The organism is Actinomyces procaprae, assembly GCF_004798665.1.
GTDB lineage: Bacteria > Actinomycetota > Actinomycetes > Actinomycetales > Actinomycetaceae > Actinomyces > Actinomyces procaprae.
The window spans coordinates 1,137,454-1,152,304 of the sequence record NZ_CP039292.1 but is presented as its reverse complement, the minus strand read 5'-3'; the positions used below and the strand labels follow the sequence as shown (position 1 = coordinate 1,152,304).

Annotated in this window: 12 protein-coding genes; 9 read left to right on the top strand and 3 right to left on the bottom strand. The window is 69.6% G+C overall.

The window, feature by feature from the left end; genetic code table 11:
- Positions 1-60: 60 nt before the first annotated feature.
- Positions 61-1,632, bottom strand: coding sequence for a hypothetical protein (locus E4J16_RS04525; protein WP_136313381.1), 1,572 nt, complete (start codon positions 1,630-1,632; stop codon positions 61-63).
- Complete coding sequence (nadD, locus tag E4J16_RS04520; RefSeq protein WP_136192802.1) at positions 1,625-2,305, bottom strand: nicotinate-nucleotide adenylyltransferase; 681 nt, start codon at positions 2,303-2,305, stop codon at positions 1,625-1,627. Before nadD ends, E4J16_RS04525 begins: the two co-directional genes overlap by 8 nt.
- 341 nt (positions 2,306-2,646) lie before the next feature.
- Between nadD and E4J16_RS04515 the strand changes: the two genes are divergently transcribed.
- The 9 genes from E4J16_RS04515 (at position 2,647) to E4J16_RS04475 (ending at position 14,325) form a co-directional block, all read left to right on the top strand.
- Positions 2,647-3,957 carry an anaerobic C4-dicarboxylate transporter family protein gene (locus E4J16_RS04515; RefSeq protein WP_136313380.1) on the top strand — a complete coding sequence of 437 codons (1,311 nt, stop codon included), beginning with the start codon at positions 2,647-2,649 and terminating at the stop codon, positions 3,955-3,957.
- A 379-nt stretch (positions 3,958-4,336) separates the two neighbouring features.
- On the top strand, positions 4,337-5,656 hold the full coding sequence (locus tag E4J16_RS04510; protein WP_240038266.1) for a glycosyltransferase family protein: 1,320 nt from the start codon (positions 4,337-4,339) through the stop codon (positions 5,654-5,656).
- A complete protein-coding gene (locus tag E4J16_RS04505) occupies positions 5,653-6,870 on the top strand; it encodes a glycosyltransferase (RefSeq protein WP_136313379.1) in 1,218 nt (405 codons plus the stop codon). The genes E4J16_RS04510 and E4J16_RS04505 overlap by 4 nt, the downstream gene beginning before the upstream one ends.
- Positions 6,870-7,991 carry a glycosyltransferase family 4 protein gene (locus tag E4J16_RS04500; protein WP_136313378.1) on the top strand — a complete coding sequence of 374 codons (1,122 nt, stop codon included), beginning with the start codon at positions 6,870-6,872 and terminating at the stop codon, positions 7,989-7,991. Before E4J16_RS04505 ends, E4J16_RS04500 begins: the two co-directional genes overlap by 1 nt.
- Positions 7,984-9,849, top strand: coding sequence for an ABC transporter ATP-binding protein (locus E4J16_RS04495; RefSeq protein ID WP_204519940.1), 1,866 nt, complete (start codon positions 7,984-7,986; stop codon positions 9,847-9,849). Before E4J16_RS04500 ends, E4J16_RS04495 begins: the two co-directional genes overlap by 8 nt.
- On the top strand, positions 9,836-11,038 hold the full coding sequence (locus E4J16_RS04490; protein WP_136313377.1) for a phosphotransferase family protein: 1,203 nt from the start codon (positions 9,836-9,838) through the stop codon (positions 11,036-11,038). The genes E4J16_RS04495 and E4J16_RS04490 overlap by 14 nt, the downstream gene beginning before the upstream one ends.
- On the top strand, positions 11,035-12,114 hold the full coding sequence (locus E4J16_RS04485; RefSeq protein ID WP_136313376.1) for a serine kinase: 1,080 nt from the start codon (positions 11,035-11,037) through the stop codon (positions 12,112-12,114). The genes E4J16_RS04490 and E4J16_RS04485 overlap by 4 nt, the downstream gene beginning before the upstream one ends.
- Positions 12,115-13,659 (top strand): sensor histidine kinase, encoded by a 1,545-nt coding sequence (locus E4J16_RS04480; protein ID WP_338028875.1) that lies wholly within the window; start codon positions 12,115-12,117, stop codon positions 13,657-13,659. It begins immediately after the preceding gene.
- Positions 13,660-13,662: 3 nt separating this feature from the next.
- Positions 13,663-14,325 carry a response regulator transcription factor gene (locus E4J16_RS04475; protein WP_136313375.1) on the top strand — a complete coding sequence of 221 codons (663 nt, stop codon included), beginning with the start codon at positions 13,663-13,665 and terminating at the stop codon, positions 14,323-14,325.
- Positions 14,326-14,398: 73 nt separating this feature from the next.
- Here the strand turns inward: E4J16_RS04475 and E4J16_RS04470 are convergent, their stop codons facing one another.
- The gene (locus E4J16_RS04470) at positions 14,399-14,764 is read right to left on the bottom strand and encodes a hypothetical protein (RefSeq protein WP_136313374.1); all 366 of its coding nucleotides are present in this window, start codon (positions 14,762-14,764) and stop codon (positions 14,399-14,401) included.
- Positions 14,765-14,851 lie beyond the last annotated feature (87 nt).

Sequence of the window (14,851 nt, the reverse complement as noted above, 5' to 3'; positions counted from 1 at the left end):
TTCGGCGAGTGATACATGGGCGGTGGCCGCTGCCTCCAGCGGCAAGGCAGGGTCGGCTGATCAGATGCGCATGCGGATCCAGGTGCCGAGGTCCTGCGGCAGGGCCCCGAGCACACCATTGGTGCGCAGGTACCACACGACCGCAAGGACAACCAGGGCTAGGACCACGGCCAGCAGCATGATCAGCAGCGTGCGCCCCACCCGAGAACCGCCGTCGGCCTCGGCGGGTGCCGCATCCGCCTCATCGGCGGCGCTCCGCTCTCCCGTGGCAGCAGCGGAAGCGGGGGTATCGGAGGCTACTGCCGTCCCGGCGGCGTCCGCCTCATCCAGAGAGCGCCACTGGGGGTTGTCGATCCCGCCGTAGACCTCGGCTGAATCGGGCAGGGCCTCATCCTGTTCAGAATCGGATTCGGGGTTGGCGTCGGGCTCGTCCGACACCTGCAGCGCCGCATCCGGCTGAATCACCGGCTGCACAACGCTCAGCTCGCCCGTGTCCGTGTCCACCGTGCGCACGCCCTGCGCGGCAGCGGGGATACGCACGATCGGACGGCGTACCGGCGACACTCCGTCGGCCTGCTCAGCGGCCTCTGCAATCGGCTCCTCGCCGACTCGCTCGGCCGACCCCTCCGCGGGATCCTGTGACGGTGACTCCGCAACCGCCTCCGCAGAAGTAGGCGTGGCGGCCGACGGCGCCGGGATCTCACCGGTTTGCGCACCGTCACCGTCCGCGGCGGCAGGCTCGGGCGACGACGTCGCTTCTGCGTTCCCACCCGTTGTGGGCTGAGCGGCGGCAACTCTGTGCCTTAGCGAACGGCGGGTCGGGAGCGTACCCGTCCGTGCAGCTTCGGTATCCGTGACGATCGGCGCGTCAACGGCCTCAAGGACGCCGGTGGGCAGCGCGGAGAGCTCCTCCATCCGCGCACCGGTAATGCTCGTGTCCGCCACCTGGGGGGACGGGGCGCTGATCGCTCCCGGAGCAGAGTCCGTGTCCGCAGCCGCCGCGCCATGCCCGGAAGAGACGGGTTCGGTGTCGGACTCCTCAGCAGCAGTGGTGGCGGATGGTGCCGTCTCATGCTGAGCGACCGGCTCAGAGTCCCCGGCGCCCGTCACGGGGGTGTCAGCGGGCGAGACCGCCGCCTGTGCCTCGGCCTCAGGCTCAGCCTCGGATGCAGGCTCGTCACTGGCCGCGCCGTCCGCCACCGTAGCAGCGTCCGGCGTGGGCGCCTCACCCTCATCCGCTACGGACTCAGTGTCCGATTCAGCCGGAGTCTGCGCCGTAACCGGCGTCGCGGCCTGCGAGTGGGTCGCCGGCAGGCCGACCGTAGGCGTCGAGGGGACGGCGTGATGCCCGGTTACGTCATGCGCGGGGATGTCGATGATGGGCTGATCAGCGAGCGGGTCCTGCAGGGCGCGCGCCTGCTCAGGGGTGATCTCTCCCGCCTCAAGCGCCTGCTGCAAAGCCTCCGCCTCCTCGCGCAGGCGCCGCATCTCACGGCGGGTGAGCAGGGGCTGCTGCCCGGTCAGATAGGCCTCGCGCTCGGCGGCACGCTCCGCCTCACGCATGGCGCGACGACTGCGACGCGGGGCAGCCGAACCGCGCTCGGGCTGGTTGACGTCGGTGTTCTCACTCACCTTCGTTCTCCTTCCTCAGGGACTGCTCACGCGCAACATGGGCGGTCATGGACGTGGTGGACGCGGACCGTTCGGCCATTCGGTAAAGACCGTACTTGCGGATGTACTGGACCACGCCGTCGGGCACGAGATACCACACCGGTCCGCCGCTGCTGACGCGCTTGCGGCAGTCGGTGGAGGAAATCGCCATGGCGGGCACCTCCACCAACGAGATCCTGTCAGCAGGCAGGCCCGTGTCGGTCAGCACGTGGCCGGGCCGCGTCACTCCGACCATGTGGGCCAGGGACATGATCTCCTCATTGTCCTTCCAGGTGAGGATCTGTGCGAGCGCGTCCGCACCGGTGATGAAGTACAGCTCCGCGCCGGGGTACTCCTCCATGATGTCGTGGAGCGTGTCGATCGTGTAAGTGGTACCGCCCCTGTCGATATCCACCCGCGAGACAGTGAACCGCGGGTTGGATGCGGTTGCGATCACCGTCATGAGATACCGGTGCTCGGCCGGGGAGACTCGGCGATCCTTCTTGAAGGGCTGCGCCCACGTGGGCACGAAGATGACCTCATCAAGGTTGAAGACGTCCTGCACCTCGGAGGCGGCGACTAGGTGACCGTGGTGGATGGGGTCGAAGGTTCCACCCATGATGCCGATGCGCAGGGGACGCGTGCTGTCACTCAAGGGCGCCCCTCCTTGCCGATTCCACGCACTTTCCTCCGGTCCGCTCCGCACGCCGACTGCGCACGTACCGTCTACATCCTGCCACGTCGAGCGCGCCCGGACCGATTCTCACACGCTGCACGCCAATGTTGAGACGTCCGTGACCCTCGCGGCGCCGGGACATCAGCGGACTCAAAATGCACACACAAACACCCGAATATGGCTACGATCACAACAGGTTGTCGTCATCCTCCCCCACGACCCTCCGCCGAGTCCCTGCCAGTCTGGCGGTTCTCGGAGCGGGCGTCGCCTGGAGCGCCAGTTGACGGCAGCGCCAGCCCCGTCCCGAAAGGAGATCGACGATGATCTGGTTCCATCTAGGCGTCGTCCTGCTGTTCATAATCATAGGCGCGCGTATGGGCGGCGTCGGCATCGGCCTGGCCGGCGGCGCCGGCATCCTGGTGCTGGCACTCACCGGCGTGCACACCTCAGCCGATGACGCCCCCTGGGAGGTCATCGGCATCATCATGTCGGTGATCTGCACGGTCGCGGCACTGCAACTCGCTGGAGCCATGGACCATCTGGTACACCTCACCGAGATCCTCCTGCGCAAGCACCCCAAGCAGATCGTCTTCCTGGCACCCATTGTCACCTATCTGATGTCACTGCTGTGCGGCACCGGGCACACCGCCTACTCCGTCATCCCGGTCATCGTGGACGTGGCCAAGAGCCATGGCATCCGTCCGTCGCGTCCCCTGTCGATCGCCGTCGTCGCCTCCCAGGTCGGCGTGGCCGCATCCCCCATCTCGGCGGCGATGGTTGCGCTGGTCGTAGCTCTGGAGCCGATGAATATCGGCTACCTGCAGTGCCTGGCCATCGTCATCCCCACGACCTTCATCGGCTGCCTGGTCGGCGCCGTCGTCGCCTACTTCCAGGGCAGCGAGCTTGAGGACGACCCCGTCTACATAGAACGCAAGGCCAAGGGACTGGTAAAGCCATCCGCAGCGGAGGCCAGCGACTACAAGGCGGCTCCCAGCGCGGTACCGAGCCTCGTGATCTTCCTGGCGTCCCTCATCCTTGTGGTTACCTACGCCACCGTCTCCTCCCCGGAACTGCACATCATGAGCGACCCGCCGATGGGCTCAACACCTGCGATCATGACCATCATGCTGGCGACCGCCGCCGTTATCTGCGCGGCGGCAATGAAGCCGACGGCGCAGATCGCCACGCAAGACACCTTCCGCGCCGGCATGACCGCCGCCGTGTGCATCCTCGGCCTGGCGTGGCTGGGCAACGCCTTCGTCAACCAGTACGAGGAGACCATCTCCAACGCCCTGTCCGGGCCCTTCCAGGCCGCACCGTGGCTCGTCGCGGTCTTCTTCTACTTCGCCGCCCCGCTGATGTTCTCCCACGCCGCCACCACTCGGGCGTTCATGCCGCTCATGGTGGCACTGGGACTGCCAGGAACCGCGCTGGTGGCCTCCTACCCGGCCGTGGCCAACTACTACCTGCTGCCCAACTACCCCACCACCGTCGCCGCCATGGAGATGGACGACACCGGCTCCACTCGAGTCGGCAAGATGGTGCTCAACCACCCGTTCGTGCTGCCTGGTACCGCATCCATCATCGTGTGCGTGGCGCTGGGCTTCCTGATCGCCCCGTTCATCCTCTGAACCGCGCGTAGTACCCCGTCCGGATGCCAGACAGGGATCCGGACGGCGATACCCGGGAGGGCGTCCGAGCACCGGCTCGGACGCCCTTTCTACTGCGCTCGCGCCATTTCGGGTTATAGGCGCAAACGTGGTGCTTCAGGGCTTGGAGGCGTGGGGATGCTTGGCGCCCGGCGGGCACGCTTACCCACGAACCTCAACCACAACGTCGGCGCCGATGACTCGCCGCTTGTGAGCTGCTTGGCCACCCGGGCGCCGCACCGCACGCGGCCACCCTCAGCGCCGCCTTAGAAAACTCTCATGGTCGTCTCATCGACACCTTCTAAGCGGGCGGGAGCCTATTTGATGAACTCGCCACCGGGCGATCGGAAAGAAGACTCCCATGACTAGCAACCACACCTTGTCCTTGTCCCATGCCACGAGTCCGGCAGCCGTACCCGCCGCGCCGACGCAGGCTCCTCCGTACGCAGCCGTCGCCTCCGCACAGGCACTGGCACGGCGGCCAGACTCCCCCAGCATCCGCGTGGTGCTCTACAGCCACGACGCCCAGGGACTCGGCCACCTGCGCCGCAACTTGGCACTGGCGAACCGAATCGCCGCTGATCTGCCCGCCCTCACCGGCGCCCCGGTCACCGGTCTGCTCGTCGCCGGCGTTTCCCCCTCCCCCGGATTCGCCCTGCCGGCAGGCTTCGACTGGCTGGTGCTGCCGGGCTTCACGAAGAGCTCCGGCGGCTACCGGCCCCGCGGCCTGCGCGGCACCCCCGACTCGCTGGTGACCCTCCGCTCCGGACTGGTGGCGTCCGCGCTCCAGCGCTTCGCCCCGCACCTGGTGATCGTCGACCGCCACATCTACGGTGTCCGCAAGGAGCTGCGCGCTCCCCTCAAGCACCTGCGGGCCTCCTCCCCGCAGACCCGAATCGTGCTCGGGCTGCGGGAAGTGCTGGACGCGCCAGAGGTGGCCGCAGCTGAATGGCGTAGTCTGGACGCCCCTACCAACCTGCGCGAGCTGATCGACGAGGTGTGGGTCTACGGCGACCCCGCGGTCCACGACCCCGTTGCCACCGGCGAAGTCCCGATGTCCCTGCGCGACCGTGCCGTCTTCACCGGTTACCTGGCCAACGGCCGCAGCCAGCTTGAACACGGTCGTAGGGCGCCATCCGACCCGTTCGTACTGACTACGGTGGGCGGCGGCTCCGACGGCTTCGAGCTGCTGCGCAACGCCGCCCGCATGACTCCGCCCCCCGGCTACCGACACGTGCTGGTCACCGGCCCGCAACTGGATGAGGCCGGCTTCGACGCCGTACAGACGGCCGCCGGCCCTGCCACCGAGGTACACCGGTCGCTCCCCGGGCTGAGCCGCTGGATCGAGCGTGCAGCGGCAGTGGTGGCGATGGGCGGCTACAACACCGCCTGCGAGATCCTGTCAACCTCCACTCCCGCCCTGATAGTCCCCCGGGAGCAGCCGCGCCTGGAGCAGCTCATTCGCGCTCGCGCCCTGCAGCGAGTCGGCGCCGTCGACGTGATGCGGACCTCCGAGCTCAGCCTTGAAGCGCTTGGCGCCTGGACAGCCGCAGCCGTCACCAGACGCACGCCCCGCACGGGCCTGCACACCGATGGGCTGCCCGCGGCCGCCCGACGCGCCGCCGACCTGCTACGTCCCCAACTCGAAACCGCCCGCAACCTCCAGGAGATGGCCTCATGACCCGCATCGGATACGTTCTCAAGGTCTACCCCCGCTTCTCAGAGACCTTCGTGGTCACCGAGATGCTCGCCCGAGAGGCGCTCGGCGACGACCTGACCATCTACGCCCTGCGCCCCACCACCGACTCCCGCTTCCACCCCGAGATCGCCCGTATCCGGGCGCAGGTCAACTGGGTGCCGCAACCCCGCCGCGCCATCGACATGTGGGAGCTGCTGGCAGGCTCACTCAACGAGCCGGACATGCGCACGCAATTGGCACGGATCCTGCCCGCCGTGGCCGACCTGCCAGGAGACGAGGTGGCCCAGGGCGCAGCACTGGCCCGCAGCGCGCGCGACGCCGGCATCACTCACCTGCACGCGCACTTCGCCTCCCTGGCCGGCCGTACCGCCTGGATCGCCTCCCAGCTCAGCGGCATCCCCTACACGGTGACCACGCACGCCAAGGACATCTACCACGAGTCGGTCGACCAGCTGTGGCTGCGCCGCATCTGTGCCGACGCGGAGCGTGTGATTGCCATCAGCCGGTACAACGAGCACTACCTGCACTCACTGCTGTCCGGAACCGGGGCACGCATTGAGCTGCGCTACAACGCCCTCGAACTCGACCGCTTCCCGTTCCGGCCGCCCGCCCCGGCGGACGGACCGCTGCACGTCGCGGCGGTGGGACGGCTCGTGGCCAAGAAGGGCTTCGACGACCTCATCGACGCCGTCGGGATCCTCACCAAGGCCGGTATTCCCGTCGTGCTGAACATCGCCGGCGAGGGCGAGGAGCACGACAACCTGACCGGACGCATCACCGCCCAGGGGCTGGAGGACCGGGTCAACCTGCTGGGTCCCCTCACCCAGGCCGAGGTCCGCGCCCTGCTGGGCCGCGCCCAGGTGTTCGCGGCCCCGTGCAAGCCCGCCGACGACGGGAACATCGATGGCCTGCCCACCGTGGTCCTGGAGTCCATGGCCTGCGGCACGCCGGTGATCGCCACCGAGGTTACCGGGCTGCCCGAGGTCATCCGCGACGGCGACACCGGAATCCTGCTGCCCCACAGCGACCCTCAGGCGCTGGCCCGCGCCCTGCGGGAGCTGGCGGAGGGCACCGTCGATCCTCGCCCCCTGGCGCGCAATGCCCGCGCCCTGATCGAGCGGGACTTCGACTCCCGCACCCAGGCGGCGGCCCTGTCCGCCTGGGAGTCCACCCCCGAGCTCAAGGAGGCTGACTGATGCGTATCGCCTACATCTGCGCCGACCCGGGCGTCCCCGTGTTCGGTTCCAAGGGCGCTTCCGTCCACATTCAGGAAGTGGTGCGTGCCCTGCGCCGCGCCGGCCATGACGTCACGGTGTATGCGGTGCGCCGGGGCAACCTGGTGCCCGATGACCTGACCGATCTGCACGTCAGCATCATCCGGATCGAGGCCACCGACGCCGCCGCCCGCGAGCGCGCCCAGGCCGACGCCGCCGCTGCCCTGGCCGAGCTGGTGCTAGAAGCGGGCGCCGACCTCGTGTACGAGCGTTACTCCCTGTTCTCCTCCGCCCTGGCAACCCTGGCCGACGCCGGAATCCCAGGGGTTCTGGAGGTCAACTCCCCACTGATCGACGAGCAGCGTCACCATCGTGAGCTCGTGGACGAGGCCGCGGCACTGGCGGCCCTACGCGCCCAGGTGCGCACCGCCCGCACCACCGTATGCGTCTCCGAGCCGGTGCGCCGCTGGGTGTGCCGCCACGTCGACGCCCCGCGGGCGGTCACCATCCCCAACGGCGTCAACCTCAGCCGTCTCACTCCCTTCCCGGAGGACCCCGACGACGTAGTCGTCACCTTCGTGGGCACGCTCAAGCCGTGGCACGGAGTGTCCGACCTGCTGCAGGCCGCGTCCCTGGCCAAGGAGTCGTGGAGCCTGCGAGTCATCGGGGACGGGCCGGAGCGTGAGGCACTGCTCGCCCAGGCCGAGGCACTCGGCCTGGATGTGGACTTCCGCGGGCCCCTGGCCCCGCAGGACGTGCCGGCCGCCCTGGCGGGCACCGCCATCGGCGTGGCGCCCTACCCGGATCTGGGTGGGGAGGACGAGCAGTACTTCTCCCCTTTGAAGGTGCTGGAGTACCTGGCGGCGGGCCTGCCGGTGGTCGCCTCCGCCGTCGGCCAGCTGCCCCGGCTGCTGGACGGCATCGGGGTACTGGTGCCGCCGTCGGACCCGGCCGCCCTGGCGGCAGCCCTGGACGCCCTCGCGGTCGCCCCGCAGCTGCGGGCCCGGCGCGGCGAGCTCGGACGCCGCCGCGCAGAGAAGCACCACGGCTGGGACGCCGTCGTCGCCCAGATACTCACCCAGGCGGAGGTGCAGCATGTCTGAGCCCCAGATCACTCGCTCCGCCCTGAGCCGCACCCTGCGGCTGATCGCCCCGGATCTGCGTCCGCAAGTCCGGCTGGTGGCGGGCGGCACGGTCGCCCTGCTGGCCGAGGTCGTCTTCCGGGTGGCAGAGCCGTGGCCCATGAAGATCGTCATCGACTCGGTCCTGTCCTCCCTGGGGGCCGAGACCGGTTATGCACCGGCCAACCTGGTCCGGCTGATCGGGCTGGGAGCCGCGCTGATCGTGATTGTGGCCCTACGGGCGCTGTGCAACTACCTGGCCACCGTCTCCTTCGCGCTGGCCGGCTCACGTACCGCGATCGCGCTGCGACGCCGTGCCTTCCACCACGTACAGACACTCTCCCAGCAGTTCCACTCCCGCAACCGCAGTGCGGACACGGTACAGCGGCTCGTCTCCGACGTGGCCCGGATGCAGGACGTGGCCGTCACGGCCGGGCTGCCGCTGGCCGCCAATGTGCTCACCCTGACGGTCATGCTCGGGGTGATGGTGTGGCTGGACCCGCTGCTGTCGCTCGTGGTGGTGGCGGCGATCTGCCTGTTCTTACTGACCTCCTCCGGCAGTTCCAAGCAGATCACCTCCGCCGCGCGCCGTACCCGCAAGTCGGAGGGGCACCTGGCGAATACCGCCCAGGAGGCGCTCAGCACCATCAAGGTGGTGCAGGCCTACGGCCTGGAGCCGATCGTCGAGGACCGCTTCGTCAACGCCAACCAGACCTCCCTGCACGCCGGCGTGCGCTCCCTGCGCCTGGCGGCGCGCCTGGAGCGCACCACCGATGTGATCGTCGGCCTGGCCTCCGCAGTGGTGCTGGTGGGCGGTGGTCTGCGGGTGCTGGGAGGCGGGATGACGCCCGGCGACCTGGTGCTGTTCAACACCTACCTGCGCACCACCATGAAGCCGCTGCGAGACATGGCCAAGTACACCGGGCGCATCGCCCGGGCCGCCGCCTCCGGGGAGCGGGTGGCCAACCTCATGGACGTGAGCCCGGACATCGTCTCCCCCGCCGATCCCGTGCTGCTCGGGCACGTGCGCGGCTCGTTGACCTTTGAGGACGTGGCCACCGAGTACGACGGCCACGAGATCCTGCGCGGCGTCAACCTGCAGATCAGGGCGGGCGAGCATGTGGCCATCATCGGTCCGTCCGGATCCGGCAAGTCGACCCTGACCTCCCTGATCGTACGCGCGATCGACCCGGTGGGCGGCCGAGTACGCCTGGACGGCCACAACCTGACCAGCCTGGACCTGACCGAACTGCGCTCGCATATATCGGTGCTGCATCAGGAGGCGGTCCTGTTCGCCGACACCATCCGGGAGAACATCCGCATGGGCCGCCCCGAGGCCACCGACGCCGAGGTGGAGGCCGCCGCGGTGGCGGCCGGAGCGCACGAGTTCATCGCCTCCCTGCCCGATGGCTACGACACCATTGTCGGCGAGCGGGGCGGCACACTATCGGGCGGCCAGCGCCAACGCGTCGCCATTGTGCGGGCGCTGCTGCGCGACGCGCCCGTCGTCATCCTGGATGAGGCGACCACCGGATTGGACCCGACGTCATCGGCGGCCGTACTGGACGCCGTCGACCGGCTCTCCCGCGGCCGCACCCTGCTGGCGGTCACCCACGAGACCGAGGTGGCCATGCGCTCCGACCGGATCATCTGGATCGAGGACGGCCGGGTCCGGCTCGACGGCACCCCGCAGCAGCTGCTCGACGAGTCGCCGCTATTCAAGGCGTGGGCCGCCGCCGGCGCCGCCCAGCAGGAACTGCTCACCAGCGCCGAGCGGGACGCGGCCCCGGAGAACAACCGGGCCGAGGACCTGAACAGGAGGAGTCATGTACGTCAGTAGCACGCGCAGCGCCGTCGACGCGGTGCTGGACCCGGACCGCCTCAGCCAGCTGGTGGGAGCCCCGGTACGCGCTGCCCGGCTGCGCATCAAGCCGGGAGTCTCAATCACCGTCTCACTGCTGGATGCGGACGGCGATCGCAGCGCCGGCTGGGGCCGGATGCTGTGGCCGGTCAGCCGGGCCAAGGCCACCAAGGCGGCCCGCCGCGCACAGCGCCTGGGACTGCGCACCACCCAGCGCGACACCGGAGACGGTCTGCTGTTCCAGACCGGCGAGGTCGCCGCCGACCCCACCCTGGCGAAGCACATAGCCGCCGCCCGCGACGAGGCCCTACTGGGGGAGCTCGAGGGAAACCTGCTGCGCTACAACCCACTGCGCCGCCTAGTGGCACGCACGCCCGTCGGAGTTGTGCGGGTCACCGCCGCCCCCCAGCGTCGGGGCGAGCGCCTGCAGGAGTTCATCGGCCGTTACCTGCCCGTACCGCCCCCGCCTCCCGGCCGGGACAGTTCCCCGTCCGCACATGTCACCATCCAGAGCTTCGTCGGTGACACGGACCTGAGCCGCCACTACGACCCCGCGGCGACGGCGCGCGCCGGCGCCGCCCTGGCCGCCCTGCACGCCGCCACGGCCGACCTGCCCGACGCCCTGCGGATGGACCTGGACGACGCCGAGCCCGGCGCCCAGAACCAGGCGCTGGTGCACACCCGCATCCTGAACCATCTGGATCCCTCACTCGCGGCCCGGGTACACCGGCTCGGTGAAGTCCTACCGGGCCGGCCGCACGGGCGGGAGGTACTCATCCACGGGGACGCCTCCCCCGACCAGGTACTCATGGACCGGAGCACCGGCAGGATCTGGCTGACCGACTTCGACCGCGCCCGCCTGGCACCCGCGGTGGTCGATCTGGGGTCATACCTGGCCGTGGCCGGCCCCGAGGCCGGGCAGGAACTCCTGAAGGGCTACGCCGAGGCCGGCGGGGACCTCCCCGACCCGGCTGAGCTGCAGGCGGCCGAGGCCCGCGCCCGGCTCGCCCGTATCCAGGAGCCACTGCGCCACGCGGACCCGCACTGGCGCCGGCGCATCGCAGTGGAGGCCGACCGCATCGAGGCGCTCCTGAATGCGCCGTCCCCGCGAGTGCACCGGTTCCCCCGCACGGGCGCCTGCCACCAGCGGACCCGGGAGGCATCATGACTGGCACCGACCCGGGCATCCGCGGGGCCAGGACCGCTGCCGCGAAGACACTGCGGGAACTACCCGGCCTGGTGCGCGCCTGGCCGGACCATGACCGAGGCATGGTATTCGAGCGCCGGGACGCGGCCGGGCTCCTGCGGGCCGGGCGGATCGACGTCGAAGGGCGCCTACGCACCCTGGCATACGCCGAGGACCCGGCGCTGCCCGAGCTGTCCCCACAGCTCCTGCACCAGCAGTCCGGATCCCGGCTGGTGGTGCACCGCGCGGGTCGCCGCGCCGTCGTCATCAGCACCGACCGGGTACACAAGCTGTTGCGCGCGGGCCGTGCCGCCCGGCTCGCCGATCCACGGGCGGCACGGCCCTTCGTGCGTGCAGGACTGCGCACCCCCGAGGTGCTGGACCGGTCGCCGTCCCGCCTCGACCTGGAGCTACTTCCGGGACGCGCCCTGCATGACCTCGGCGATGCGGGCCTGCCCGGCTGGCAGCGGCTGGCCGAGCTGTGGCCCGGTGTACCCCGCCCCGAGGCTCTGCCCGAGCACACCGGGGCCGACGAGGCCAAGGTGCTCAACCGCTGGTACCGGCAGGCACACGCCCTGGGGGTCCTGGACACCGCCGGGGCGTCCCCGGCGGGCCTCGGCGACGCCGTCGGCCGGGTGTCCGCACTGCTGTGCGAACCTGGTGACCCGCCGGCGGCCTCCCACAGGGACCTGCACGACGGCCAGCTACTGTGGGACGGCACCACCCTGTCGCTACTGGACCTGGACACCGCCGCCCTGGCGGAGCCGGGACTCGACCTGGGCAACCTCGCCGCCCACCTGGACCTCGCCCGCATCCAGGGACGGTTCGGTGCGGCGGGGTACGCACAGGTCGGCAGCATTCTGGAAGACCTGGGACGTGAACTGGCGGACGAGTCCCGATTGTCCGTCTACTACCTGGCGTCCCGACTGCGGCTGATCTTCGTACACGCCTTCCGCCCCGGAGCGGCGCAGTGGCTGCCCGCCTGGGCGAGCGAATCCATCAAGTTGGCCGCCTCACCGACCACGGCCTGGACGACGCGCACGACCACAGGGGGATAGATGGCCGCGCAGCGTCCGGGCGGGACCGGACACGGACGATACGCCGAGCAGGAGCGCACGCACCGCCCCGGCAGGCACAATATGTATGTGAAGGTCACCGCCCCGTTCTCCCGGGCGACCATCCGCACCCGGATCATGTGGACGATCATCCTGGTCGCCTCGGTGGCGCTGGCAACCTCCGGCGCCGCCGTCTGGATGCTGGACCTGCGCTCAACGCACGCCGACATCGACGACCGGCTCGTGCTCACCCGCCAGGAGCTGCGCCGCCTTGCGGACACGGGTATCGATCCCGTGGCCGGAACCCCCCTGTCCGATCCCGCCCAGGTGCTCCAGACCTACATGGGCAACTCGGTGCTCGGCTCCGGGGAGGGGCAGCTCGGAATTGTCGACGGCGCCGTGCGCCTGGTGTCCGCCGCGGGAATCGACATGCGCCCGGAGACCGACCCCGAGCTGGTCGGGCAGCTGCTCACTCTGGCCGACGCGGACGCCTCCTCCATCACCACAGTCGAGACCGCGCAGGCGCGCTACCGCGTACTTGTTGTCCCGATAACCGATGGGACGACCTCGGCTGCCCTTGTCCGCACCGTCGACCTGACCGCCGCCGAGGCGGGGATCTGGCGCACCATGAGGTTGTATGCGGCCGCCGCCGCCGTCACCGTGGTGCTGGTTACGGCGCTGGCCTGGCTGAGCATTGGTCGGCTGCTGCGCCCCATCTGGGAGCTGCGCAACGCCACCGAATCCATTGATGAGCGCGACCTGACCACGCGGGTGCGTGTGCGGGGCCGCGACGACCTGTCCGCCCTGGCGGCTGCCGTCAACCGCATGCTCGACCGCGTGCAGCGGGCCGTCGAGGCCCAGCGCGAACTGCTCGACGACGTCGGCCATGAGCTGCGCACCCCGATCACGGTGGTGCGCGGGCATCTGGAACTGGTTGACCCCCACGATCCCGAGGACGTGCGCCAGACCTCGGAGCTGGCCCTGGACGAGCTGGACCGGATGGGCACGCTGATCGACGATCTGCTGGACCTGGCACGCAGTTCGCAGAGCGACTTCGTCACCCCCGAGCCCACCGACATCGAGGCACTGACGCTGCAAGTATTCGACAAGGCCTGCGCGCTGGGAGACCGGGACTGGCAGCTGGGAGGCTGTGCCTCCGGGACGGCCGTGCTCGACCCGGCGCGCATCACCCAGGCCTGGTTGCAGCTCGCGGCGAATGCGGTGAAGTACTCCGAGGAGGACTCACGGGTCGTCATCGGCTCGGAGATCAATGGCAGTGAGCTGTTCCTCTGGGTCGAGGATGAGGGCATCGGGATAGCCCCGGAGGATGTGGAGCGCATCCGGCTCAGGTTCGCCCGAACCGCTGCGGCCACGCGCCACGCCTCCGGGGCCGGACTCGGCCTGAGCATCGTGGAGAGCATCGTTGAGGCGCACGACGGCCGACTGGCGATCTCCTCCGAGGTTGGGAGAGGATCTGTGTTCACGCTGCGCATTCCCCTGACAACCGCTGACGAGACACGGTCAGCACAGCAGAAGGAGTCGGATTAGAACATGGCCACCGTACTGATTGTGGAGGACGAGGAGCGCATCACCTCGTTTCTGACCAAGGGGCTAAAGGCCGCGGGATTCGTGCCCAAGGCCGTCGACAACGGTGCGGACGCCGTCGAGATGGCTCTGCTGGGCGACGTGGACATAATCCTGTTGGACGTGGGTCTTCCGGACATCGACGGCTTCGAGGCGCTGGAGCAGCTGCGCGGCCAGGGCGTGACCACGCCGGTCATCATGCTCACCGCCCGCTCCTCCGTGGCCGACCGGGTGGCCGGGCTGGAGGGCGGCGCCGACGACTACCTGCCCAAGCCGTTCTCCTTCGATGAGCTCGTAGCCCGGATCCGCCTGCGTCTGCGCCCCCACGAGGCGGCCCCCGCCGAACCCGGGGTGCTGGAGCATACGGACCTGGCACTCGACGTGCGCACACGCCGGGTGCGGGTGGACGGTCAGTGGGTGGATCTGTCGGCCCGGGAGTTCGCACTCGCCGAGATGTTCATGCGGCACCCCGGCCAGGTGCTCAGCCGGGAGCAGCTACTGGCCAACGTGTGGGGGCTTGACTTCGACCCCGGCTCCAACGTGGTGGACGTGTACGTCTCCTACCTGCGCAGCAAGCTGGGCAAGAACCGCCTGGAGACGGTCCGCGGAGTCGGCTATCGGCTGGTGTGACGGCCCCGTGAGCACGCTGCGCGCCTGACGGGACTCAGGCCCGAGCACTCCCGGCGACAGCGAGTGACCAGGCTCAGTCGTCGTCCTTGTCATCGTCGTCGTCATCGTCAACGTCATCGACGTCGTCATCGTCATCAACGTCACCGCCACGGCTGGTACCGGCACCACTGCTACCGGCACCATTGCTGCCCTGGGGATTAACGGCCTGCGGCGGAGCCTGCTGCACCACCTCGGGCGCGTCGCCGCCGGTGTCGCCCGTGCTGTCCGCCCCAGCAGTGGATGCCCTGGGGGTCATGACCGGGCCGACACTGCGCTCCATCTGCGCAGTCTCGGCAGCGGACGGTGTCATGGCGATTCCGGGCTCATCGCCCAGTCCCGCCGGACGGCGCAGCACCAGAGCGGCAACGCATATGAGCAGCACGGCGGCCGCAGCGGCCACAATTAATGCAAACGGCCTACCACGATCTGGATTCATGAAACCACTACCTCCTGGGAGTCGGTCCCGTTAAACGAGCGAGGGCGGGCG

Coding starts and splice junctions, on each gene's coding strand:
- E4J16_RS04475 (WP_136313375.1), top strand. CDS start 13,663: ATGGCCACCGTACTGATTGTGGAGGACGAGGAGCGCATCACCTCGTTT.
- E4J16_RS04510 (WP_240038266.1), top strand. CDS start 4,337: ATGACTAGCAACCACACCTTGTCCTTGTCCCATGCCACGAGTCCGGCA.
- E4J16_RS04515 (WP_136313380.1), top strand. CDS start 2,647: ATGATCTGGTTCCATCTAGGCGTCGTCCTGCTGTTCATAATCATAGGC.
- E4J16_RS04490 (WP_136313377.1), top strand. CDS start 9,836: ATGTACGTCAGTAGCACGCGCAGCGCCGTCGACGCGGTGCTGGACCCG.
- E4J16_RS04500 (WP_136313378.1), top strand. CDS start 6,870: ATGCGTATCGCCTACATCTGCGCCGACCCGGGCGTCCCCGTGTTCGGT.
- E4J16_RS04485 (WP_136313376.1), top strand. CDS start 11,035: ATGACTGGCACCGACCCGGGCATCCGCGGGGCCAGGACCGCTGCCGCG.
- E4J16_RS04495 (WP_204519940.1), top strand. CDS start 7,984: ATGTCTGAGCCCCAGATCACTCGCTCCGCCCTGAGCCGCACCCTGCGG.
- E4J16_RS04480 (WP_338028875.1), top strand. CDS start 12,115: ATGGCCGCGCAGCGTCCGGGCGGGACCGGACACGGACGATACGCCGAG.
- E4J16_RS04505 (WP_136313379.1), top strand. CDS start 5,653: ATGACCCGCATCGGATACGTTCTCAAGGTCTACCCCCGCTTCTCAGAG.